The 23,600-nt window shown below is 66.6% G+C and carries 20 protein-coding genes; 11 read left to right on the forward strand and 9 right to left on the reverse strand.

Going from position 1 to position 23,600, the window contains the following annotated elements; translation table 11 throughout:
• The 7 genes from NMQ16_RS18255 to NMQ16_RS18285 form a co-directional block, all read right to left on the reverse strand.
• A partial coding sequence (locus tag NMQ16_RS18255; RefSeq protein WP_257082406.1) for a PQQ-dependent dehydrogenase, methanol/ethanol family occupies nucleotides 1-1,382 on the reverse strand: 1,382 nt, incomplete at its 3' end.
• A 308-nt stretch (nucleotides 1,383-1,690) separates the two neighbouring features.
• Entirely contained in the window at nucleotides 1,691-2,674 is a 984-nt protein-coding gene (locus NMQ16_RS18260) for a VWA domain-containing protein (protein ID WP_257082407.1), read from the reverse strand.
• On the reverse strand, nucleotides 2,671-3,210 hold the full coding sequence (locus NMQ16_RS18265) for an MxaK protein (RefSeq protein WP_257082409.1): 540 nt from the start codon (nucleotides 3,208-3,210) through the stop codon (nucleotides 2,671-2,673). Before NMQ16_RS18265 ends, NMQ16_RS18260 begins: the two co-directional genes overlap by 4 nt.
• Complete coding sequence (locus NMQ16_RS18270) at nucleotides 3,207-4,256, reverse strand: VWA domain-containing protein (RefSeq protein WP_257082411.1); 1,050 nt, start codon at nucleotides 4,254-4,256, stop codon at nucleotides 3,207-3,209. Before NMQ16_RS18270 ends, NMQ16_RS18265 begins: the two co-directional genes overlap by 4 nt.
• Nucleotides 4,253-5,215, reverse strand: a complete 963-nt coding sequence (locus NMQ16_RS18275) for a nonribosomal peptide synthetase MxaA (RefSeq protein WP_257082416.1) — start codon at nucleotides 5,213-5,215, stop codon at nucleotides 4,253-4,255. The genes NMQ16_RS18270 and NMQ16_RS18275 overlap by 4 nt, the downstream gene beginning before the upstream one ends.
• Nucleotide 5,216: 1 nt before the next feature.
• Complete coding sequence (locus NMQ16_RS18280) at nucleotides 5,217-6,068, reverse strand: DUF58 domain-containing protein (protein ID WP_257082417.1); 852 nt, start codon at nucleotides 6,066-6,068, stop codon at nucleotides 5,217-5,219.
• A gap of 25 nt (nucleotides 6,069-6,093) precedes the next feature.
• Nucleotides 6,094-7,113, reverse strand: coding sequence for a MoxR family ATPase (locus NMQ16_RS18285; protein WP_257082418.1), 1,020 nt, complete (start codon nucleotides 7,111-7,113; stop codon nucleotides 6,094-6,096).
• Nucleotides 7,114-7,361: 248 nt separating this feature from the next.
• On the opposite strand from NMQ16_RS18285, the gene msrA reads away from it, so the two are divergent.
• The 5 genes from msrA to NMQ16_RS18310 all read left to right on the forward strand — a co-directional run bounded on the left by msrA (nucleotide 7,362) and on the right by NMQ16_RS18310 (nucleotide 16,689).
• Nucleotides 7,362-7,916 (forward strand): peptide-methionine (S)-S-oxide reductase MsrA, encoded by a 555-nt coding sequence (gene msrA / locus NMQ16_RS18290; protein ID WP_257082420.1) that lies wholly within the window; start codon nucleotides 7,362-7,364, stop codon nucleotides 7,914-7,916.
• Between the two features lie 55 nt (nucleotides 7,917-7,971).
• Nucleotides 7,972-8,316: an FKBP-type peptidyl-prolyl cis-trans isomerase gene (locus NMQ16_RS18295; protein ID WP_257082421.1), complete on the forward strand. Its 345-nt coding sequence runs from the start codon at nucleotides 7,972-7,974 to the stop codon at nucleotides 8,314-8,316.
• Nucleotides 8,317-10,137 carry an autotransporter assembly complex family protein gene (locus NMQ16_RS18300; RefSeq protein WP_257082422.1) on the forward strand — a complete coding sequence of 607 codons (1,821 nt, stop codon included), beginning with the start codon at nucleotides 8,317-8,319 and terminating at the stop codon, nucleotides 10,135-10,137. It begins immediately after the preceding gene.
• Nucleotides 10,137-14,141 (forward strand): translocation/assembly module TamB domain-containing protein, encoded by a 4,005-nt coding sequence (locus tag NMQ16_RS18305; RefSeq protein ID WP_257082423.1) that lies wholly within the window; start codon nucleotides 10,137-10,139, stop codon nucleotides 14,139-14,141. Before NMQ16_RS18300 ends, NMQ16_RS18305 begins: the two co-directional genes overlap by 1 nt.
• A 205-nt stretch (nucleotides 14,142-14,346) precedes the next feature.
• The gene (locus tag NMQ16_RS18310; protein WP_257082424.1) at nucleotides 14,347-16,689 is read left to right on the forward strand and encodes a CHASE domain-containing protein; all 2,343 of its coding nucleotides are present in this window, start codon (nucleotides 14,347-14,349) and stop codon (nucleotides 16,687-16,689) included.
• 17 nt (nucleotides 16,690-16,706) lie between these two features.
• Here NMQ16_RS18310 and NMQ16_RS18315 read toward each other — a convergent pair whose 3' ends face one another.
• Both NMQ16_RS18315 and NMQ16_RS18320 read right to left on the reverse strand, forming a co-directional pair.
• A complete protein-coding gene (locus NMQ16_RS18315; RefSeq protein ID WP_257082425.1) occupies nucleotides 16,707-17,141 on the reverse strand; it encodes a hypothetical protein in 435 nt (144 codons plus the stop codon).
• Nucleotides 17,142-17,210: 69 nt separating this feature from the next.
• Nucleotides 17,211-18,410, reverse strand: coding sequence for an MFS transporter (locus NMQ16_RS18320; protein ID WP_257082426.1), 1,200 nt, complete (start codon nucleotides 18,408-18,410; stop codon nucleotides 17,211-17,213).
• A gap of 102 nt (nucleotides 18,411-18,512) precedes the next feature.
• On the opposite strand from NMQ16_RS18320, the gene NMQ16_RS18325 reads away from it, so the two are divergent.
• The 6 genes from NMQ16_RS18325 to NMQ16_RS18350 all read left to right on the forward strand — a co-directional run bounded on the left by NMQ16_RS18325 (nucleotide 18,513) and on the right by NMQ16_RS18350 (nucleotide 23,599).
• Nucleotides 18,513-18,842, forward strand: a complete 330-nt coding sequence (locus NMQ16_RS18325; protein ID WP_257082427.1) for a YnfA family protein — start codon at nucleotides 18,513-18,515, stop codon at nucleotides 18,840-18,842.
• Nucleotides 18,843-18,868: 26 nt separating this feature from the next.
• Nucleotides 18,869-19,648 (forward strand): SDR family NAD(P)-dependent oxidoreductase, encoded by a 780-nt coding sequence (locus tag NMQ16_RS18330; RefSeq protein WP_257082428.1) that lies wholly within the window; start codon nucleotides 18,869-18,871, stop codon nucleotides 19,646-19,648.
• A 159-nt stretch (nucleotides 19,649-19,807) separates the two neighbouring features.
• On the forward strand, nucleotides 19,808-20,503 hold the full coding sequence (locus NMQ16_RS18335) for a type VI secretion system tube protein Hcp (RefSeq protein ID WP_257082429.1): 696 nt from the start codon (nucleotides 19,808-19,810) through the stop codon (nucleotides 20,501-20,503).
• 320 nt (nucleotides 20,504-20,823) lie between these two features.
• On the forward strand, nucleotides 20,824-22,107 hold the full coding sequence (locus NMQ16_RS18340; RefSeq protein WP_257082430.1) for an ABC transporter substrate-binding protein: 1,284 nt from the start codon (nucleotides 20,824-20,826) through the stop codon (nucleotides 22,105-22,107).
• Nucleotides 22,108-22,118: 11 nt separating this feature from the next.
• Complete coding sequence (locus NMQ16_RS18345) at nucleotides 22,119-22,859, forward strand: ABC transporter ATP-binding protein (RefSeq protein WP_257082431.1); 741 nt, start codon at nucleotides 22,119-22,121, stop codon at nucleotides 22,857-22,859.
• Nucleotides 22,856-23,599, forward strand: coding sequence for an ABC transporter ATP-binding protein (locus tag NMQ16_RS18350; protein ID WP_257082432.1), 744 nt, complete (start codon nucleotides 22,856-22,858; stop codon nucleotides 23,597-23,599). Before NMQ16_RS18345 ends, NMQ16_RS18350 begins: the two co-directional genes overlap by 4 nt.
• Nucleotide 23,600: the final 1 nt, after the last annotated feature.

Below are 23,600 nucleotides of genomic sequence, written 5' to 3' on the forward strand. Positions count from 1 at the left end.
TACATCGACAGGGTGGCGCCGACGTACGGCTGACCGGCGGTGTATTCAACACGGAACGGCTCGTAGTCCATGCAGACGTGGTTCGTCGGCACGTAGAACAGGCCATTCTTCGGGTTGAACGAAGCCGGCTGCTGGTCCTTCGAACCCAGAGCGGCCGGGCAGATGCCCTTGCTGTTCACATCTTCGCCATTCAGCCGTGTCGAATACTTGGCCACGACCTGCGGGCGGCCGCTCTTCATGTCGACGTGCGTGGCCCAATTCACCTTCGGGTCGAATTTCTCGGCCACGAGCAGTTCGCCGGTCACGCGGTCCAGCGTATAGCCGAAGCCGTTGCGGTCGAAGTGCACCAGCGCCTTGCGCTTCTTGCCCTTCACGTCGATGTCGGCCAGGATCATTTCATTGACGCCATCGAAGTCCCACTCGTCGTGCGGCGTCATCTGGTAGGCCCAGCGCACCCAGCCGGTATCGACATCGCGTGCCCAAATGGTCATCGACCACTTGTTGTCGCCCGGGCGCTGCGACGGGTTCCAGGTCGAAGGATTGCCCGAACCGTAGTACATCAGGTTCTCGGCCTGGTCATAGGAATACCAGCCCCAGGTCGAACCGCCACCGATCTTCCACTGGTCGCCCTGCCAGCTCTTCAATGACGAGTCCTTGCCCACCGGCGCCATCTTGCCGTTGGTGAAGGTCATCGTCTTTTCCGGGTCCATCAGCATTTCAGCGTCGGGGCCGGTGCTGTAGCCCTTCCACACCTGCTTGCCGGTGTTGATGTCGTAGGCAGCGACGAAGCCGCGGACACCGAATTCACCGCCGGAAATGCCGGTGATGACCTTGTCCTTGAATACGTGCGGCGCCTGGGTATTGGTTTCACCGATCTTCGGATTGCCGTTCTTGACCGACCACAACACCTTGCCGGTCTTGGCGTCGAGCGCGACGAGGGTGGTGTCGGCCTGCTGCAGGAACACCTTGCCTTCGGCGTAGGCCAGGCCGCGATTGACCGTGTCGCAGCACATCACCGGAATCACCGACGGATCCTGCTTCGGTTCGTGCTTCCAGACGATCTTCTGGGTTTCCAGATCGATCGCGAACACCTTGTTGGGGAAGGGCGAGTGCACGAACAGCATGCCGCCGATGACCAGCGGACCGCCCTCGTGACCGCGCAATACGCCGGTCGAGAAGGTCCAGGCAACCTTCAGGTCCTTCACGTTCTTCTTGTTGATCTGGTTCAGGGTGCTGTAGCGCTGGTTTTCGAAGTTGCCGGCCTGCATGGCCCAGTTCTTCGGATCCTTGATAAGCCTGGCGATATCGGCATTGGCCAGGGCGGTCCCCGGAATTGCGAGTGCGGCGACCCAAAGCGGCACCTGCTTGTACTTGCTGGACATTGGCTTCTCCTTGTTGCTGTCTATTAACCGGGGCGTTCCGCAGGGCGAGACGCAACCGCCGGCCCGAGAGGTCATAAGTGGCTCGCCTCAATCAGGTTATGGGTTTTATAGCATGGCAAACTGCAACGGCAGGAGATTCTCCCCGGGGTGGGTGAACCATCGCCCGTCGATCGGGAAACCTTCCCTGTCAAATAGATAGCGTTTTCCCGGGTAGGTCCGGGCGGGTGCAGAAATTCGCGTTCAACCCGACCCGCAGGGCGAACTGTTGCACGATGCATCGCCGCCTGACGGCGCGGCGAATCGCTGTGTCAAGCCGCAGGGCGTGGCTGGCGGAAGTCGGGTCGGTAGGCCCAGGCGAGGCACAGCAATCCGAGCAGCGCCGGTACCCAGCCCAGTTCCGTAGGCACCGATTGCTGACGCGCGAACGCCGGATCGACCAGCGCACTTGCCAGATCGTCAGGCGATGCGAGCGCCTCGTAGCGCATGCCGGTCTGGGTGGCCAGATCGCGCAGGTGGGCGCCCTTCAGATTCGACAGGTGCTCGGTGCCACTGGCGCGCGTGCTTTCGATCGCAAGACCGGATTCGTCGACCATGGTCTCCTGCGCCGCGTTGCCGCCTCGCCCGCGCGAAGCCGTATTGCTCTGCACGACCTCGTCCGCCTTCCAGTAGCCGAGTGGCCGGCCATCGAGGTCCAGCTTTGGAATCGGGCTCAGCGTGGCGCCACCGGTACCGACGATCAAGCCCTTCACCAACCCCGGCTCGCCGTCGAAGGACGGGCGCATCTTCGGATTCAGCGGCGGCGCTTCATGGCCATCGGTCACGAACACCAGCGAAGGCGGCTGTTCCATATCTCGCAGCGCTCGGATCGACGAGAACAGCCCCTTCGATACCTCGCTGGCGCCGGCCCACGACATCTGGCCATCTATATTGGCAAGCGTCGCCAGCAGTTCGTGGTAGTTGCCGCACACTTCGACCGGTGTCATCAGCGCCAGCAGACGGTATTCCGAGAACACACCCCAGCCGATGCGCGAACCGCAGGGCAGGGTGCGCAACGACTGGCCGAGGCTGTGCTTGGCGTAGTCGAGCCGGTTGACCGGCTTGCCGTCGAGTTCGTAATCGCGCGTATTCATGCTCTGCGTGATGTCCAGCACCACCATGTGGTGATAGCTGCGACCGGGCAGCGGCAGAGGCGGCAGCACGACGGCGACCGCAAACAGCAGCGCCGCCAGACTGAGCGGCAGCGCGTGCGCGCTGCGCGCACGGGCCAGCAGCACCGCGGGCGAAAACATCATGGCAGCCCCAGTGTGAAGGCCTTCATGGTCGTCACCGCGCGCTCGCTGTTCTGGGGCAGCGGTGGCGCCTCGGTAAGCACTTCTTCGCGCTCGGGCGCAAGGCGCAGCGTGCGTTCGAGGTTGTACTTCGTGTCCCAGTGGTGCGGATTGCGCTGCAGCAATTCGCGATAGCTGGTCTTGGCCAGTTCGGCCAGCGGCAGCGAACGGCCGATTTCGTCCGGGCCGTACTTCAGCGCCTCGCGCAGATGAAGGTTGCCGAGGTTGTACAACACGGCTTCCAGCAGCGCACCCTCGGTCGCGCGCGACAGCGTCTTGTAGGCACGTACGGCACCTTCGTAGTCGTTGCGGGCGGCCAGTGACAGGGCGCGGGCGAATTCCGCTTCCAGCGTGTCCTGCGTGGCTGCGGCATCGACGGCCGTGGCGAGCAGACGGTTGAAGTCGCGCGCCTGCGACAGCCGGTAGGCTTCGTAGGCCGAAAACAGCAGGCTCGACACGAGCAGGATGACGAGCAGAGTGCCCGCCTGGCGGAGTTTCATGATGGAAGGTCCTGTGTCCAGGCCGGTTTCGTCAGCAGGCGACTGGCCAGCGCGAGGGCGCCGGCCAGCAGAGCCAGTGCGAAGAACCAGGCCGAGAAGTCGCGGCGCGGAATGCGTTCGGCGTAATCGAGTGGCAGGTTCTGCTGGCGGTCGACCTCGGCCACCGCCTGCTTGACCGCTTCAGGGTCTTCGGCTTCGAAAGCCTGATAGGGCACGCCGGTCGATTTCAGGAAGGCGTGCAGCGCCGCCTCCGGCATGTTGCCGTCGTCCGGGTCGCCATCCAGTCCCTGGCTGAGGGCGGAGCGGATGAATACCCAGTACACAGCGACCCGGTTCTTGTTCAGCGCGCGGGTGATGCGTTCGCGCATGTCGGGATCGACCTGGGCGGCGCCGTCCGATACCAGCAGCAGGATGCGGCTGCCCGAGTAGGCGCGCCGCTCGAACTGTTCGGCGCCTGCCAGCAGGGCGCGACCGATGTCGGTCTCCGACAGGCCGCGGCCGATGCCGCCTGCTTCGATCGCCGCCTGCACCACGTCGCCATGCTGTGTGAACGACACCACCGCCATCGGCGTCGAGCTGAACAGCAGCAGCGCGTAGCGGTCCTCCGGTCGCCGTTGTGCGAAATCGCTGAGCAGCCGGCGCGCCACCTTGCCTTTGGATTCGTGCGATGAGTCGATGACCGGCTGCCGGCCCTTGGGCACCAGTGGTTCGTCCATGCTGCGGCTGCGGTCGAGCACGATGGCGATTTCGGCGCCGCGACCGGTGCGCTGCAGCTCGGTGGCCGGCTGGCCGATGCCGGCCACACCGATGATGGCAGCCAGCATGGCGAGCGCAGCCGCAATGCGCCCGCCGCGCAGCAGCGCATCGCCCAGGCCGTCGCGCGGCAGCCAGTCGATGCAGGCGTAATCGAGCGTGTGGCGACGCCGCGGCCACAGCGGCAGCAGGGCCAGCGGCAGTGCGAGCAGCCACAGCGGCGATGCGAATTCGAGTCCGCCGAACAGGCTGCCAAAGAGGCTGCCAAGCAGACCATTCACCGCGTCATTCATGCCAGCGCCTGCCGTTCGAGCCTCGCCACGCGTGCGCACAGCGCAGCCGGTTCCTGCCCATCGACCGGGTGGTCGGCAAAGAAGCGCTTCTGCGAAGCCTCGAAGAAGCGTTCGAGTTCGGACTGCAACGGCGCCAGCCACGGCGCGCGGGCCAGCAGGGACGCCAGGTTGTGACCGCGCACCACATGACCGGCGGTTTCGTCGAGCGCGCGGTGCAGGCGTTGCCAGATCGCCGTCGATCCCGGGTCGAGGTGGCGCATGTCACGCGCTGCACGCGTGAATGGCAGGCTGTTGCGCGCGCGCATCTGGCGCAGCACGTAAAGCGCCAGCCAGGCGGCGGCCAGTGCAGCGGCCGCGTACAGCGCGAAGTGCAGTCGCCGCTCCAGCGGTGCGGTATCGATGCGCGGCGCCTCGGCATCGGGTCGCATTTCTTCCAGACCGGCACGCGCCAGCACAACCGTCGGCGTCAGTGGCGCGACGGTCACCGGCAGCACGCCGGTTTCCAGACGCACACCGGGTGTTTTCGTCGCAAGGTCGAGCGCCGGCAGGTCGAGCGCCCGCAGTTCGTCCGGCACATTGATGATCTGGTAGTCGATGACCAGCCAGCGCCGCCCGGCGGCATCGCGCTCGATGCGCACGTCGCGCCGCTGGAACCAGTTGCCGACCCGTTCCAGCTCGGGCAAGGATTCCGGGTCCAGCTGGCGACCTTCGTGGTCGAGCGCGATGCGCTGGGTGATCACGTCGCCGATGACATGGCCGAACGGCCGCAGCGGCTGCACATCGGGTGCGATCGACAGTGCCGCCGCTTTGGGGGCTGCCGGCGGAGCGTCCTGCACGGTCTCCCGAACCGCTGCCTGAGCCGGCGCAGCAGAGTCCTGCGCATGGCAGGGCCCGAGCGTCAGCAGGGCCAGTGCTGCGCCAAGGCTGAGCAGGCGCAGTCTCCAGTAGGTGGGTTGCATGTCAGACAGCCTCGAAAAAATAGCGCGACAGGGCGTCCGCATCGAACGTACCCGTCATGTAGAAGGGGCGCATGCCGCGGTCGGCGAACATTTTCTGCAGATCGGCCCGGCGCTGCGCGAAGGCGTCCTTCCAGCGCCGGCGGATGACCGGTCGCAGCCACAGCCCGCGCCTGCGACCGGTTTCGACGTCACGCAACGCAAGCAGGCCGTCACCGTCCGGCGCCTGCGGCTCCACTTCGTCCCAGATGACCAGCGGCACGACGTGTGCGTGCGAAAGCAGGTCGAGCGCCTTGCCCAGTTCCGGCAGCGGCGCGTGGAAGTCGGATGCCACGAACACCAGTGCCTGCCGGCCGGCGATCCGCATGCAGGCTTCGGCCAGGCCGGCGCTCGACGGCTGGTCGGCACGACTGCGCAGCAGCGCCTCGGCAATCATCAGGCCGGCGCCGCGCGAGCGCATCGGCGCCAGCATCAGGTCAGTGCGTTCGGTGCGGTCGAACGCCAGCAGGCCGAGCGCGTCGCCCATGCGGAAACTCGAATCACCGAGCGAGCGGGCGAACTCGGCCAGCCGCTCCAGCTTGGTGGCGGCCGAGCCGAATGCCATCGACGCCGACACGTCGGCCACCAGATAGACCGGAATGCCGGCGCGCTGGCGCGTCACGCGTACCAGCCAGCGCTGTTCCGGGTCGCGCACGCTGGCGCGCAGGTCGAGCCGGCGCGGGTCCGGCCGGTCGAACAGCGTCTGGTGGGCGATGAATTCCTGCCCGCTGCCCGCCGTCACGCTGCGGTGCGCACCCGGGCGCTGGCCGCCGACGCGTCGCGGCATGCGGTAGTGGAAGTCTTTCGGAGCGTTCATGGTGCCGGTCTTGCCCGTTGCCCGATCAGGGCGTGGCAACCCGTTCCAGCATTTGCGACACCAGCGCATCGGCCAGTTCGGCGCGGCGCAGTTCATAGACCGGCGTGAAGAACACGCGGTGCACCAATGTAGACGGCAGCACGGCGCGCATGTCTTCCGGCGTCAGGTAGTCGCGGCCGTCCATCCAGGCCACGACGCGCGCGGCACGCATCAGCATGCCCATGCCGCGCGGGCTGGCGCCGGCCAGGATCAGGCGCGACATGTCGACGCCGTCGATCTGCAGGCCGTACTTCACCGGGTCGCTGGTGGCGGCCCAGATGTCCATCGCGTAGCGCTGCAGCGCGTCGGTCGCGCTGACCGAACGCTGGATCGCCGCACCGATGGTGTTCATCTGCATCCAGTCGACGACACCCGGTGTCACCGTGTCGATCAGCGCATCGGTGTCGTGGAAGCGCGGGTCGAACACCAGCGCGCGCCGCGTGTCGTCGTCCGACGGCGTCAGCATGCGCAGTTCGAACATGAAGCGGTCGCGCGCGGCCGACGCCAGTTCGAAGGTTTCTTCGCGTTCGACGCGGTTGCGGTCGGCGAACACCGTCATGTGCGGAAAGCTGTATTCGCGGTTGAACGCAGACAGCGTGCGTTCGGCCATCGCGCGCAGCAGCAGCGACTGCACCTGCGGTCGGGCGCGGTTGATTTCATTGAAGAAAAAAGTCGTCAGCCGCTCGCCGTGCCGGAGCAGCGGGCCCGGCTCGATGCGCGGCTTGCCTTCGTTGTCTACATAGGTGTGATAGACGAGGTCGTTCGGCATCAGGTCGACCGTGCCCTCGACGCGCTCGAAGTCGCCACCGATGGCGCGGGCGAAAGCGCGCAGCACGGTGGTCTTGCCGACGCCGACATCGCCTTCGAGCAGCACGTGACCGCGGGCGAACAGCGCCACATTGATCAGACGCAGGGTGTCGTCCTGGCCGACGATGGCGCGACGTACCTCTTCTTCAACGCGCAGCGCAAGGCCGCGCCAGTCCTGCAAGGCTTCCTGGGAGAGCATCAACTTGGGTTCCGGCGACGTTTATGGACGGGTGATTTGCCCCGAACGATACAAGGTTTGCCGGTGAGACGCATGTTGCAGCGCGCCGGACAAGTGCTTCGCAAACGGCGTCGGACCTCCTGATACATGCGGATACCGACCGCTGCGCGCCCCGGATGAACCTCGGTGCCCGCGGTGGGTCGATCCATTGTCAGGCAGTTGCCCGATGCCCGAATTGCCATCCGGCGCACGCTCTGGAGGATCCGACGATGAATGCCGTACCGACCGAAACCGCCCTGCTGGGCGGCGGCTGTTTCTGGTGCCTGGAGGCGGTGTTCAACCGTGTCGAAGGCGTGATCGAGGTCGAACCGGGGTATGCCGGTGGTCCGGTGCCCAAGCCCACGTACGAGCAGGTGTGCGGCGGTCGGACCGGCCACGCCGAAGTGCTGCGCGTTTCGTTCGACACGTCGATGATCGGTTTCGCCGAATTGCTCGAGGTGTTTTTCGCGCTGCACGATCCTACGACCGAAAACCGTCAGGGCAACGATGTCGGCACCCAGTACCGTTCGGTGATCTTCTGCCGCGACGGCGTGCAGGCGGCCACCGCCCGCAATGTGATCGCGCAGCTGACCGCTGCGCAGCGATTTGCCGCGCCCATCGTCACCCGGGTCGAGGGCGATGTGACGTTCTGGCCGGCCGAGCCCAGGCACTTCAATTACTACGACCACAATCCGCTGCAACCCTACTGCATGGCCGTGGTGGCGCCGAAGATCGACACGTTGCGCCGGTTGTTCGCAACCCGCGTCAAGACCCCACTGCGGTGACCGGCGCGTCAGCCGGGTAAACTGCGTCCTTTCAATTCATTCAACGGAACGAAAAATGTCTGCCATCACCACCGAAAGCGGCCTCATCATCGAAGACATCACCCCGGGCAGCGGCGCCGAAGCGGTTGCCGGCCAGCGGGTCAGCGTGCATTACACGGGCTGGCTGACCGACGGCAAGAAGTTCGACTCGAGCAAGGACCGCAAGCAGCCCTTCGGTTTCAATCTGGGCGCCGGCCAGGTCATCGGCGGCTGGGACGAAGGCGTGGCGGGCATGAAGGAAGGCGGCGTGCGCAAGCTGACCATACCGCCGCACCTGGGCTACGGCGCGCGCGGTGCCGGTGGTGTCATCCCGCCGAATGCCACCCTGGTTTTCGAGGTCGAGCTGTTGAGCGCGGGCTGATTGCACAGGCTCCTGCAACTGCGCGGCCGGTTTACCCGCTGGCCGCTTGCAGCCTTTGTGTGCCTGTTCGTCTGCCTGTCTGCGGTCGGTGCTGCCGAGTCGGCTGTTGGCGATGCGGCGGTGGGCGACGACATGCCGGACCGGCTGCCGGATGACAACCCACCCGCAGCGGCTTTCGGCCGCCTGCCGCTGCGTCCGAACGCGCTGCCGGACGACGTGAACGACATGCTCGAACGTCACGCGCGTTCGCTGGTGCTGCGCGAGGCGCTGACCGACGAACGTGCGCAGCGCCGGCTGCTGCGTCGGGTGCGGCGCGAGGTGACCGACCTGCTGTCGACCGAAGGCTATTTCACGCCGAAGATCGAGATCGACGGCGACCCGCCCGCACTGGCCATCGAACCGGGGCCGCGTGCGGTCATCGGCCGCGTCGACATCGAATTCGAGGGGGCGGTGGCTGAACGCGCCGAGCGACGCGACGAGCTGCGCCGCAGTTGGCGGCTGGCCGAGGGGCAACCGTTCCGCCAGTCCGACTGGTCATCGGCCAAGCAGAACCTGCTCGATGAGCTGACCTCGCGCGACTACGCCGCCGGCGCACTCATCGAAAGCCAGGCCGAAGTGGATGCGGCCGCCGCGCGGGTCGACCTGCGGCTGCGGCTCGACAGCGGTCCGGCTTTCCGTTTCGGCGACATCGAAGCGACCGGACTGGCGCTGCACGACCTCGATCTGGTGCGCCGCTACTCGACCGTGCGCGCCGGCGATCCGTATTCCACCGACGCCCTGCTGGCGTTCGAGCGCGCGCTGCTGTCGTCGCCCTACTTCGGTTCGGCGCAGATCAGCGTCGATCGCGATCCGGCCTCGGCCATCGCAACACCGGTGCGCGTCGCGGTGGCCGAAGCCAGTTCGCGCCGCCTGTCGTTCGGCGCCGGCCTGAGCAGCAACACCGGCTACCGCGCCGAGGTGGCCTGGTCGGACAACAATCTGTTCAAGCGCTCGTGGCTGTTCAATACCGCCGTACGGCTCGAACAGCTGCGCCAGATCGCCTTTGCCGACGTGCTGCTGCCTCCGGCCGCCGACGGCTACCGCGACAGTTTCGGCGCGCTGGCCGAAAACGCGGATATCCAGGAGCTTGTGACCAAGCGCGTCGGCATCGGTGCGGTGCGCGCACGCATCCGCGGCAACATCGAAATCCGCCATTCGATCAGCCTGCAGCGCGAGCAGCGCGAAATAGACGGTCTGGTCACCAGCACGCAGAAGTCGCTCGCACTGAACACCTCCTGGACCTGGCGCGAGGTCGATGACCCGTTCGATCCGCGCAGCGGCTGGGTGCTCAATGCCCAGGTCGGCGGCGGCGTCAAAGGCTTGCTGTCCGACACCAATTTCCTGCGTACCTACATGAAGGCACAGTGGTTCATACCGGTCGGCGAGCGTGACCAGATCATCCTGCGCGGCGAAGCCGGCCTGACCAGCGGCAAGGCCGACGCGTTGCCGCAGGATTTCCTGTTCCGCGCCGGCGGCGCGAACTCGGTGCGCGGTTACGACTACCTTCAGCTTGGCGTGCGCGAAGGCAACGCCATCGTCGGTGGCCGCGTACTTGGCGTGCTCAGCGCCGAGTACGTGCACTGGTGGTCGCATCAATGGGGCAGCGCCGTCTTTGTCGACGCGGGTGACGCCACCGACAGCCGCAAGGATTTCGACTTCGCCTATGGTGCCGGAGCCGGCGTGCGCTGGCGTTCGCCCGCCGGCCCGATCGCGTTCGACATTGCCTACGGCGAACGCGAACAGACCTGGCGGCCGCATTTTTCGCTCGCCATTGCCTTCTGATGAACGTGCCCGATCAAGCCCCGCAACCCGACACGCCGCGCCGCAGCCTGCGCGCGCGCAGCCGTGTGCGCGGCACCGGTGTCGCCCTGACCGACGTTGCACTGATCGCGCTGCCGATGCTGCTGATGTACTGGCTGCTGGCGTCCTCCGGTGGCCTGCGCGCGATCGCCGCCGGCGCGCAGTGGGCGGTACCGGCGCTGCAGTCGGTCAAGGTCGAATCCGGCAGCCTGTGGTCGGCGCCGCGGCTGGCCGAAGTGATCTACGACGACGGCACGCTGCGCGCCGAAGCCACATCGCTGGCGCTCGACTGGGCGCCGGCCGCGGCGCTGTTCGATCGCCGGCTCGACATCGCGCGCCTGTCAGCGGGGGATGTGCGCATCGCCACGTCGTCCAGTGACGCGCCGCCGACCACGCCCTCCAGCCTCGCGCTGCCGTTCGCGCTGAAGGCACGGCTCGACATCGGGCGCATCGTGCTCGCCGAGTACTCGGCGCCCGATGTCGACGGCATCGTACTGACCGACGTCAAGGCGGCCATCGACTCCGACGGCGTGACGCATCGGCTGGACGAGGTCGCCGTGACCACGCCGTGGGGCGCGCTGGCGGGTGCGCTCGCGCTGGTCGGCGACGCGCCGTTCGCGCTGTCCGGCGAACTGGCTTTCACGGCGCAGGATTACTCGGCGACCGCCGTGCTGGGCGGCACGCTGGTCGACGGCGCCACCGCTGCGCTGCGCGCCCGGGGTTTCGGTCTGTCCGGTCAGGCCGACGTCAGTGCCCGGCCCTTCATCGAACAACCGCTGACCGCGCTCAGGCTGGCGCTCGACGAATTCGATCCGCAGCGCCTGAACGCCGCCGCCCCGGCCGGTCGCTGGACGGTCGAGGCGGATCTGCAGTCGCGCGACGGCGCGGCGCTTGCCCTGACCGGACCACTGACGGCGCGCAACCGCGAAGCCGGGCGCATCGACAAGAACCAGCTGCCGGTGCGTGCGTTGTCGGCGCAGGTCGAGGCGAGCCCGACACAAGTCGATCTGCGCGACCTGCTGATCGAGCTGTCCGGCGGTGGCGACATCCGCGGCACGGCTGGCTGGCGTGCCGAGGGCGATCTGCCGGTGCACGCGGCGCTGGTGCTGCGCGATGTGGATACCGCCGCGCTGCATGGGCAGGGGCTGGCGACGAAACTGGGCGGACGCATCGACATCAGCGCGTCGGGCGAGCGCCAGCAGTTCGACGTTGCACTGACCGACCGCGGCGCCAGCCGCATCGCGCTCGATGCGCGTGGCGACGTGGCGCAGCAACTGCTCACGCTGGAAAGCGCCCGGGTGTCGGCGCGCGGCGCCGAATCCACGCTGTCCGGCACGCTGAAGCTGGACGACACGCTCGCCTTCCGGCTGGCCGGCGCATTGCAGAAATTCGATCCTTCGGCGTTCGCACGCGTGCCGGCGGCCAGCCTGTCGGCGAAATTTTCCGCCAACGGTCAGATCAAGCCGCAGATCGACGCGCAGGTGGCGCTCGACTTCGCGCCCAGCACGTTGATGGGCGAGGCACTGGCGGGTGCGGTCAAGGGGCGGCTGCAGGGCAGGCGACTGTCGGAGGTCGATATCGCACTGGACTGGGCGGGCAACCGGCTGGCCGCGCAGGGCGCATTCGGCGGCCGCGCCGGCAAGGCGGACGACATGCTCGACTGGTCGCTGGACGCGCAGCGTCTGGCACCGCTGCGTGCGCTCACCGGGCTGGAACTGGCTGGTCGCATCTCCGGCAGCGGTCGGCTCGCCGGTACGCCGGAGGCGCCTTTCGGCACGCTGACGCTGGCCGCGCGCGCGCTCCGGCTGGGTGAGCTGGGCAGCGTGGCCAGCGCCGACGTCAGTGCCGAACTCGCGCCCGGTGCCGACGGGCGCATGACCTTGAAGCTGATGGCGGCCGATCTGCGCAGTCCGTCCGCACCGGCGCCCATCGAGGCCGTGCAGCTGGACATCGATGGCACGCGCGCGGCGCATCGCCTGTCGGCCAGCGTGAAACTTGCCGATCAGCCGGCGGAACGCGGCGATGCGCCGCTGCGCCAGTCGCTCGATCTTGCGGCGCGGGGCGCCTTGCTGTCATCCGGTGACGGCCCGTCGTGGGCCGGGCGCATCGACCAGCTGGTGCTGGTGCTGTCGCCCGAACTGAGTGCCACGCTGGTCCGCCCGGCGTCGCTGTCGGCGTCGGCGCAGCGTGTAGCGCTCGACGAAGCGACGCTGGCGCTGACCGGCGGCGGCGAAGTGGTGCTGGCGCGCACGCTGTGGACGCCGGAGCGCTTCGACGCCAGCGGTCGCATGCGCGGCTTTCCGCTGCGCCTCGTCTGGCGCGACCGCGAAGCCGGTATCGCAGTGCGTGCGCCGCTGAAGCTGGGTGCCGATTGGGCGGTCGGCGCCGCGCTGACCGGCGACGCAGGGTTGAGCGGTCGGATCGCCGTGTTCCGTGAAAGCGGCAACGCGGTCCTTTCGGGCGAAGGCCGGGTCGAACTTGCGTTCAGCGAGGCGCGCGCGCAGATCGATTTCGCCGGCCAATCGGCGGCCGTCACGGCACGCATCGCAGGCCCGGACATCGGCCAGCTGCAGGCAGCGGTGCGCGTGCCGCTGCGCCATGCCGGCAGTCTGTGGCTGCCCGACCTCGATGCACAGACCACCGGCGACGCAACGCTAGACGTGCCGACGCTGAACTGGATCGGTCGCGCGCTGCGGCTCGACATGACAACCGCCGGCAGCCTGAAGGCCAACGTGAAGATGGCCGGGCGGCTGCGTGCGCCGGAGCTGTCGGGGCGCATCGATGGCGACGGCCTGACGTTCCGGCTGGCCGACGAAGGCCTGCGGCTGGAGCGTGGCAGCCTGCGCGCGACGTTCGCCGGCGACCGGCTGAATCTCGACGGCCTGAGCTTCGAAAGCGCCAATGTACGCGCGCCGGCCGATCCACGTCTGAATGCCGCGGCGTTGACGAAGGAGCCGGGCCGCCTCGCTGCGCGCGGCACGGTCGATCTGGCCACGGTGGCAGCAGACATTGCGATCGAGGTGCGCCGCTTCGTGCCGCTGCAGGGCGGCGAGCAGTGGCTCATGCTGTCCGGTGACGGCAGCGTGCGCGGGTCGGCCAAGGCCGGCATTGCGCTGCAACTGGCGCTGACGGCCGACGCCGGGCTGTTCACCGTGCCGGAGCAATCGCCGCCGACGCTCGGCGACGACGTCGTGATGAAAGGTCGCAACGGCGGCGGCGCAAGCGGCCCGCCGCTGGCGCTGCAGATCGATGTCGATCTGGGTGAGCGGCTCTATTTCAAGGGGCGCGGGCTCGATACGCGGCTGGCCGGCCAGCTGGCGCTGCGCGATCAGGGGCGCGGCATCAGCGCCACCGGCAACATCCGCACGGTGGGTGGCCGCTATCGTGCCTATGGCCAGAACCTCGACATCGAACGCGGCGTCGTCAGTTTCCAGGGCTCGCTGGCCAATCCGGGGTTGAACGTGCGCGCCATCCGCCCGAATCTGCCGGTGCAGGCCGGCGTTGAAGTGAGCGGCACCGTGCAGCGGCCGCGCGTGCGGCTGGTATCCGACAGTGCGATGCCGGACTCGGAAAAGCTGTCGTGGATCGTGCTTGGCCGCGGTCAGGAAACGGCGCGCGGCTCCGATCTGTCGCTGCTGGCCACGGCCGCCGGTGCGCTGCTGGGCGGCGAGGGCGAAGGCATCACCGGATCGCTGGCCCAGGCGCTCGGTCTCGACCAGATCGCCCTGACCCAAAGTTCGATCGCCAGCGGTCCGCGCAGTCAGGTGGTCAGCAGTTCGCAGCGCAGCAGCACGACGGTCGGTGGCCAGGTGGTCAGCGTCGGCAAGCGGCTGACCAACAATGCGCTGCTGTCGTACGAGCAGGGCGTGGCCGGCGCGACCAGCGTGGTCAAGCTGACCTGGACACTGACCCGCCATCTCGCGCTGATCGGCAGCACCGGCACCGAACAGGCGGTCGATGTGCGCTACGTCTTTTCGTTCAAGTGACGGTTTTCCACAACCGGGTCGACATGCTGCGCTGCAGCAGCGTACGAAGGGTCAATTAACGCGTTATCTATAAAGTTGGGTGATCGGCGCACGTAAACAAATGAAAAATTTCTTTTTCTATTTGCGCATCGCCGCGACTTGAGTCAAGAGTGACCGATAGATGAACCTTTCGTCCCCTGTTAATGGGCTGCGTAAGACCGCCCTGTTGACGCTGCTGCTAACCGGCGTCACGGGTGCAACTCTTTCCTGGATGGCCTGGCAAGCCCTGCGTGCGCAGGAACGGATGCAGGCGCAAACCCGTTTCGATCGCAGCGTGGGCGAGGCCGAGCGCGCGCTGACCGAAGCCATGGCCGACTACGAACAGTTGCTGTGGTCCGGTGTTGCCCTGTTTTCCGCTTCGTCGACCGTGACGCGCGACGAGTGGCGGGCGTTTGCCCGTGGAATGCACCTGGACACGCGCTTTCCCGGCCTCAAGGGCTTCGGTTTTGCACAAGTGCTGACGCCCGTTGAACGGGCCGCACACGAGGCGGCGATTCGGGCTTCGGGGCAACCCGGTTACGCCATCCGTCCGGCCGGCGAACGCGACGTGCTGACCACCATCGTCTATCTCGAACCCGATATCGGTAACAATCTCGATGCCATCGGTTACGACATGTATTCTGAGACGGTACGTCGCGCGGCGATGGATCGTGCGGCAGACACCGGCAGGGCGGCACTGTCGGGCGCTGTTACGCTGGTGCAGGACAGAGCGGCACCCCAGCCTGGCGCATTGATGTTCGTGCCCGTCTATCGTACTTCGCGCGGGCTGCATACCGTCGAGGCGTATCGTGCGGCGCTCCGTGGCTTCGTCTATGCGCCGTTCCGCATCAGTGATCTGGCCCACGCGGCACTGGATGACCGCGCAGTCGACATGGTGCTTGAGCTGTTCGATGGCGTGGCCACTGACGAATCGGCGCTGCTGTACGAGCGTCGCCGTGCGGTGCTGACGAATCTGGGGACTTACACCCCAAGTTTTGTCGAGACGCGCCCGATCGAAGTCGGCATGCGCCGCTGGACCTTGCGCTTCACGACCTTGCCGGCATTCGACGTGGCTGCTCCGGCGAGCAAGGCCAATCTGGCCGCGGCCGCCGGTTTGGGGCTGACCGTATTGCTGTGCAGCACGCTGGCTGCCGTATTCGGTCTGCGAAGCCGGGCCGAAAATCTGGCGTATCGCATGTCGGTCGCCCATCGCGAAAGCGAGGCGCGCATGCGCTCGGTCATCGAGGCGAGCGCGGAAGGCATCCTGATCTGCGATGCCACGCCGGCGTCGCGCGTGCTCGGTGCCAATCCGGCGATCGGCAACATGCTCGGCATCGAAGCCAGCCTGCTGCAGGGCATGCCGCTGACGCAGCTTTTTTCGAGTCACGGTGACGTGACGCTGAAAAGGCAACTGAGCGATATCCGCCATGGCGACCGGCGGCTTCTGCGCTGCAACGTGAGCGCCGAGCATGCACACGGAGGCGTACGCAAGATAGAGCTGGCCATCACGGCCACCGAAGAGGAATCCGAAGGGCCGCGCCTGATCATCATGGCGACCGACCTGACGGAACTGCTGGATGCGCAGCGTGCGGCGAGCGAATCCGACCTGCTCAATCAGGCGATTCTGGAGCACGCGCCGTTCTGCGTGATCGCCACCGATACGGCTGGCGTCATCCAGTCGATCAATCCGGCCGGCGAACGGCTGCTCGGCTATACGCGTCACGAACTGGTGGGTGTCGCCACGCCGGAGCTGCTGCATCTGGACACCGAAATGCATCAGCGCAGCGCGCAGCTGACGGCCGAAAAGGGTGTGCCGGTGCGCGGTTTCGAGGTGTTCGTGCTGCCGGTGCGCGAAGGCGGTGTGGATGAGCGGGAATGGACCTATGTGCGCAAGGACGGCGTACATGTGCCCGTCAATCTGGCCGTCAATGCGCTGCGCGACGCGCACGGTGACATCCATGGCTACATCTGTTTCGCCTACGACATCACCGAACGGCGGCGCACCGAGGCCTATGTCCGCCGGCTGGCGCACCACGATACGCTGACCGGCCTGCCGAATCGTCTGCTGCTGAGCGAACGCTTCGAGCGTTCGGTCGAACGGTCAAAGCACACTGGCTTGCGGACCGCGTTGATCATGCTCGATCTCGATCATTTCAAGGACATCAACGACACTTTGGGGCACCATGCCGGCGATTCAGTGTTGCGCGTGGTCGCCGAACGCTTGCTGGCCACCGTGCGCGTCACCGATACGGCCGCTCGGCTGGGGGGTGACGAATTCGTCGTGCTGCTCGAAGACGTCGACAATGCGGAAGTCGCCGGCGAGATTTCCCGCAAGATCGTGCAGGCGCTGTCCGCGCCGATGGAGGTCGCCGACCTGTCGCTGACGGTCACGCCGAGCATCGGCATCGCGCTGTCTCCCGATCACGGCCTTGAACTGGAAGACGTGCTGCAGCGCGCCGATACCGCGATGTACCGTACCAAGCAGTCGGGCCGCAACGGCTTCACGCTGTACGAACCCGGCCACGCCTGAGCGGGCGGCGCGCGGCGTCAGGCGCGTCGCTCGCCGAGACTGCGGTCCAGCTTGTCTTCGACCTCACCGATGGCCGCCGCGAGCGAATTCACCGATTCGGCCGTCGTCTGCTGCATGGCCGCGCGCAACTCGGCGAATTCTTTCTGCATCGCAGCGTTCAGTTCGGTGAAGCGCGATGCTTCGGCCTGATCAGCCAGCAAGCGCTGCTCGCGCAGTTCCTTGGCATGACGGCGCGCTTCGAGCAGGGTGGAGGTGTGCAGCGTGAGTGTGTAGGCGCCGAGCAGCACCAGCAGCAAGGTCGTGGCACCGAGCAGGATGATGCCGGCCGGTGCGTTGATCGTCGCCACCAGCAGCGACACCTCGACCGGCATGACCAGCACGCTCCAGTTGGCGATCACGAAGGCGGCGAGCAGGCCCATCACCAGTATTCCAAGTGCGCCGAGCAGTTTCATCAGTGTTCTCCTTTTATTGTCATCGCACCATTGTCGTGCATGACCAGCCATACCGCCATCGGCATCCGCCTACGCCGGCGCTGCAGCCGGCTGCATGCGCGCCTCGCGGATCGGCAGATTGACCAGCGCCGCGATGGTCGCGAGCAGTGCATCGGCATACCACATCCACAGGTAGTTGCCGGTGTGCTCGAGCGCCAGCCCGCCCAGCCAGGCGCCGAAGAAGCCGCCGATCTGGTGCGACAGCAGCGTGAGGCCGAACAAGGTCGCAAGATAGCGCGTGCCGAACAGCTTGCCGACCACGCCGGCAGTCGGCGGCACCGTGGCCAGCCAGGTCACGCCGAGACCGATGGCAAACAGGTAGAAGGTCCATTCGGTCTGCGGCGACGCCAGGTAGATCAACACCAGCACAGCACGCGACGCGTACATCCAGAACAGGATCATCTTGCTGCGCCAGCGGCCGACCGCCCAGCCGGCCAGCAGGCTGCCGGCGATGTTGGCCAGCCCGATCAGCGCCAGCGCACTGCTCGCCACTTCGGCCGGCAGGCCGCACAGCCCCACCTCGCCCGGCAGATGGGTGATCAGGAATGCGATGTGAAAGCCGCAGGTGAAGAAGCCGGCATGCAGCAGCAGGTAGCTGCGGTCACGCAGCGCATCGCGCACCGCGTGACGCAGGCCGCCGCTGCCATCCGGCGCGGCATGACTGACCACCGGTTCGCGTGCCCGCAGGGCGCGTGCCAGCGGCAGTGCGGCCAGCGCCGCGATGGCCAGCGCATACATCGCTCCCATCCAGCCCACGGTGGTGATGAGCTTCTGTGCCAGAGGCGCAAACACGAACTGGCCGAGCGAGCCACCGGCGTTGATGATGCCGGCCGCCTGACCGCGTTTCGCCGAATCGAGCTTGCGCGAGGCGGCGCCGATCAGCACCGAAAAGCTGCCGGCGCCGGAGCCGGCCGCCGACAGCACGCCGAGCGCCATCATCATGCCGAAGCTGCTGTCCATGAAGGGCGTGAGCGCGCAACCCAGCGCCAGCACGATCAGCCCGGTGGCCAGTACGCGGCCCGGCCCGTAGCGATCGGCCACTGCGCCGGCCACCGGCTGTATCGCCCCCCAGACGAACTGGCCGATCGCCAGCGCCAGGCTCAGGCTGACGATGCCCAGACCGGTGGAGGTATTGATCGGCGAAATGAACAGGCCGGACGACTGGCGCACGCCCATCGTGACCATCAGCAGCAGGGCGGCGTAAAGCACGGCAGACAGGGCGGAGGGCATGGGAAGACAGGTGCAAGGTACAAGATGCAAGGTACAAGGAAATGCGTCGCCGCGCGCACCTTGAACCTTGTACCTTGCCCCTTGAATCTTGGAGCTTGTATCTTGAATCTGCTTTCAACCACTGCGCTTTTCGTCGCCACCGCACTGGCGGAGATCGTCGGCTGCTATCTGCCCTGGCTGTGGCTGAAGGACCGCGCGCCGGTATGGGTGCTGCTGCCGGCGGCGATGTCGCTGGCCGTCTTCGTCTGGCTGCTCACGCTGCATCCGACCGCCGCCGGGCGCGTCTATGCGGCGTATGGCGGCGTTTATGTGTGCGTTGCGGTGCTGTGGCTGTGGTTGGTTGACGGCGAACGCCCGCACCTTTGGGACATCACCGGCGTCTCGGTGGCGCTGGCCGGAATGGCCATCATCATGTTCGCGCCGCGCACCTGACGCCCATTCATCAAGGAGAATTCCGCATGGATCTGCAACTGAAGAACCGTCTCGCGCTGGTGTCCGGCAGCACCGCCGGCATCGGCTACGCCATCGCCGAGGCGCTGCTGCGCGAAGGCGCGCGCGTCATCGTCAATGGCCGCACGCAGGCGGCGGTCGACGCCGCCGTCGCGAAGCTGGGTGTGGGGGCGATCGGCTTTGCCGGCGATCTGGCCAGCGCGGCCGGCGCCGACGCGCTGGCGAAGGCGCACCCGGACATCGACATCCTGGTGAACAACCTCGGCATCTTCGAGCCGAAAGCGTTCGAGGACATTCCCGATGCCGACTGGACGCGCTTCTTCGACGTGAACGTGCTGAGCGGCGTGCGGCTGTCGCGCCAGGTGCTGCCCGGCATGAAGCGACGCAACTGGGGCCGCATCCTGTTCATATCGAGCGAGAGCGGCATCCAGATTCCCGCCGAAATGATCCACTACGGCATGACCAAATCGGCGCAGATCGCGATTGCGCGGGGTCTGGCCGAGTCGGTCGCCGGCACCGGCATCACCGTCAACAGCGTGCTGCCGGGTCCGACCCGCTCGCGCGGCGTCGAGGAATTCGTGCAGACGCTGGCCAATGAAAGCGGCCAGAGCTTCGAGGCCTTCGAAAAGGAGTTCTTCGAGAAGGTGCGCCCGACCTCGCTGATCAAGCGCTTCGCCACGCCGGAAGAAGTCGCCGCGATGGTCGTCTATCTGGCCAGTCCGCTGGCGTCGGCGACCACAGGCGCGGCGGTGCGGGTCGATGGCGGCACGGTGAAGGGCGCCTTCTGAACTGCGTGACGGCACGTCTCGGATTGCAGGGGAAACACGTTCTTCAAGGCTGTCCGGAATGAGGCGTCCTTGGTAGTGTTCGGGTGCAGTGCTTGCGCCGGCGCGGCCACAAGGGCACGACCCGGCAGATGGATGTCCTTCCTTATCCGGGAAAAACCGATGAAACTCAGACTTGCCGCCTCGTGCATCACCGCTTCGATCATGTACTTCGCCGCGGCGCCGGCGCTGGCAGCCGACTACTACCTGGAAATACCGCGCATCAATGGCGGTTCGGTCGCCGAAAACTACAAGGACCAGATAGAGGTCTTTTCTTTCAACTGGACGCTGTCCAACACGGCGTCCACCGGTCCGTCCGGCAGTACGGCATCGCGGCCGGTGTTCGGTGATCTGGAATGGATGCAGGCGGTGGATCAGAGCATCCCCAAACTGTTTGAAGGTGTGGCGAACGGCAATGTAGTCGGCAAGGTGACGCTCAGCTTCGTCAAGTCGGGCGAGGAGCAAGCCCATCGCTACTTCACGATGACCTTCGAAGACGCCACGCTGACCTCGTTGAGCCTGGCCGGGGCCTCGGGCGGTGACCCGCTGGCATCCCTCAGTCTGAGTTACAAGGCAATCGAACTTGCCTACTATCCGAAGGACAAGGGCGGAAAGCTCGGTGACGCCATCAAGGCGAACTGGGATCTGGAAGGGGTGAAGGGCGACGCACGCGTACTGATGCAGCTTGCATCACCCGACACGCCCATCGTGCTCGACGTGTCGCAACCCATACCCGAACCGGAGCAGGCGGCCCTGCTGCTCACCGGCCTCGGCCTGATCGGCTGGGTGGCGCGTCGCCAGCGCGCCCGCCTCTGCTGACTGCCACGAGGTTTGCCAACGCCGGTGTCCCCCGGCTGTTTGCATCGCCTGCAGCACGTCTTTCCCGCGTCCGCGCTTGTCGGAAACCTTCTCCGGCCGGGTGCGACGCGGCGCTTCCTGCGAAATCGTTCCGGCCGGGCGTGAGCTGCGCGCCGGCGCAGCGCCACTCACGCTGACCCGCCTCGCGGTCGCGCGCCATCCCTGCACACCGTTCATCTGTACGGGTTCCGCCGTCGCGACACGGCGCCTAAGCTCCGGGTCACTGCGGGCTTGCCGGCGCCTGCCACCGCTTTTCATCCGACCCCGAAGGAGCCTTACAGATGACACACCCCGTCGATCGTCGCCAGGTCATCAAGGGCATGGGCGCGCTGGCCGCGTCGGCCGCGCTGCCGTTCTCGATGCCGGCGCAGGCGCAGAAGAAGCCGACCGGCAAGCCCATCGTGATCGGGCTGACGATTTCGCAGACGGCCGCCGCAGGGGTGGCCGATCACGGCGATCACCTGAACGGTTCCATCCTCGCGATGGAAGAGATCAACGCCAATGGCGGCATCCTTGGCCGGCCGCTCGAACTCAAGCCGGTCGATGTGGATCTGCTGTCGCCGGAAAGCTGCCAGGCGGTGGTGCGCAAGCTGGTGGACATGAAGGTGCATGCCATTTCGTCGCCCTTCCTTTTCGTGCCGATTCCGGCCATGGATGCGTCGGTCGGCTACAAGTGCCCTTATCTGAACGGCAACACGCAGCGCGCGGCGACCGACCTCGTCGCCGCCAATCCGCAGAAGTACGGCCACATTTTCCAGATGGACCCGTCGGAGGTGTATTACGGCTACACCTTCCCGAAATTCCTCGAGGACATGCAGGACAAGGGGGGCTGGAAGCCGATCAACAACAAGGTGCACATCGTCCAGGAGCAGATCGCCTACAACCAGACGATTTCCCGCGCCTGTCAGGAAGCGCTGACGAAGAGCCGATTCGAACTGGCGAAGGTGACGGACATCCAGTATCCGGTGCAGGACTGGGGCGCGGTCGTCCGCGACATCAAGAAGACCGGCGCCGGCGCGGTCATGATCGACCACTGGGTGGCCGCCGAGTACGCCGCCTTCGTCAAGCAGTTCCGCGCCAATCCGCTCAAGGGCGCGCTGGTGTATCTGCAGTACGGGCCGTCGCAACCGGAATTCCTGCAGCTCGCCGGCAAGAACGCCGAAGGCTTCGTGTGGAGCACGGTGCTCGGCGTGTATGCCGACGAAAAGGGTCGCGCCTTCCGCGAAAAGTACAAGAAGCGCTTCCCGGCCAAGGTGATGGGCCTGTGCTACACCGGCAGCGGCTACGACATCGTCAATTTCCTCGCCCAGGCGTGGACGGCGGTCGGCGACCCGGACAAGTTCGATGCGGTGAATGACTACATCCGCAAGACGCCGTTCCGCGGCGTGTGCGGCTGGTCCTACCTGAACAATGCGCGGCAGGAAGGCGTGCATTACCCGGTCGGCACCGACGATCTGGAAAAGGGCATGGCCCAGCTCTACTTCCAGGTGCAGAACGGCGAACACAAGATCATCTATCCGAACAAGCTGATCGAAACGCCGTTCAAGCCCGCGTCCTGGATGTAATCGACGTGACCATGGCTCAGGCAGGGGACCCGCTGTTCGCCTGCGACGACATCCGCCTCGATCTGGGCGGGCGCGAAATCCTGCGCGGCGTGTCGCTGTCGATCCGGCGCGGCGAGGTGCTCGGCATGATCGGGCCCAACGGCGCCGGCAAGACCAGCCTGCTCGAAGTGCTGTCCGGGCGCATCCGGCCGAAGTCGGGCACGGTGACCTTCAAGGGTCGGGACGTGACCGCGCTGCGGCTGCACGAGCGCGCCCGGCTCGGTCTGGGTCGCACCTACCAGACGCCGGTTGTGCCGGAGGAACTGACCGTGGCCGAAGTGCTGAAATCGGCGCGCCAGGCCTACCCGCCCTATCTGACGCGCCACCACGCGGAGTGGGCGTGCGAGCTGCTCGGTCTGACGGTCGATGAAGACCTGATTGCCGGCCGGCTCGAAACCCTGAACCGGCGCAAGCTGCTGCTGGCCTGTCTGCTGATGCGCCGCCCGCCGCTGCTGCTGATGGACGAGCCGGCCGCCGGGCTGATCAATTCCGAAGTCGACGAAATCGACCATCTGGTGCGCCTGCTGGCCAAGGAGCTGAACCTGGCCATCCTGATCGTCGAACACCGCATCGAACTGCTCGACGCGATCGCCGACCGCGTCATGGTGATGGACGTCGGCGAGGTGATCGCCGAAGGCAGTCTGCAGCACATCCTCGGCGACGCCCGGGTGCGCGCCGCCTATTTCGACAGCATCGGCGAGGTGCACGCATGAGCGCCACCGCCACGCCACCGGCCGACGCCGGTCGAGAAATCCTGAAGGTGGAAGGCCTGTCCGCCGGCTACGGGCCGCTGCGCGTGCTGCACGACCTCGACCTGTCGGTGCATGCCGGCGAGCGGGTCGGCATCGTCGGCCTGAACGGTCACGGCAAGTCCACATTGTTCCTCGCCATCGCCGGCCTGACCGGCTGGCAGCGCGGTTCGATCAAGCTCAATGGCGTCGAGGTTGGCGGCACGCGCAGCCAGGGACCGGGTCGCTACACACATCGCGTGGTCAAGCTCGGTCTGGCGCTGATGCCGCAGGGCGATGAGATTTTTCAGGGACTGACGGTGGAAGAACATCTCGACAGCGGGGCCTTCACGCCGCGCGCCTGGCGCGAGCGCGCCGCGCGCAAGCGGCGCGTGCTCGAGATCTTTCCACCACTCGAAAAGCTGATGAAGACGCCGGTCGGCCGGCTGTCCGGCGGCGAGCGGCGCATGGTGTCGCTCGGTCGCGGGCTGATGGCCGAAGCATCGCTGTTCCTGGTCGACGAGCCGTCGCTGGGCCTCGCGCCGAAGATCAGCAAGAGCGTCATCAACGCCTTGATGAGCGTCGAACTGAATGACGCGGCGATGGTGATTGCAGAACAGAACGTGTCGCTGCTGGAAGGGCGCGTGTCGCGCCTGATCGGCATGCATGTCGGAAAACTCAAGGGCGAAGCATCCGCAGCGTCCCGATCCCGTCCGGAGGTCTGAT

It is taken from the genome of Methyloversatilis sp. XJ19-49 (assembly GCF_024580145.1).
Lineage (GTDB): Bacteria > Pseudomonadota > Gammaproteobacteria > Burkholderiales > Rhodocyclaceae > Methyloversatilis.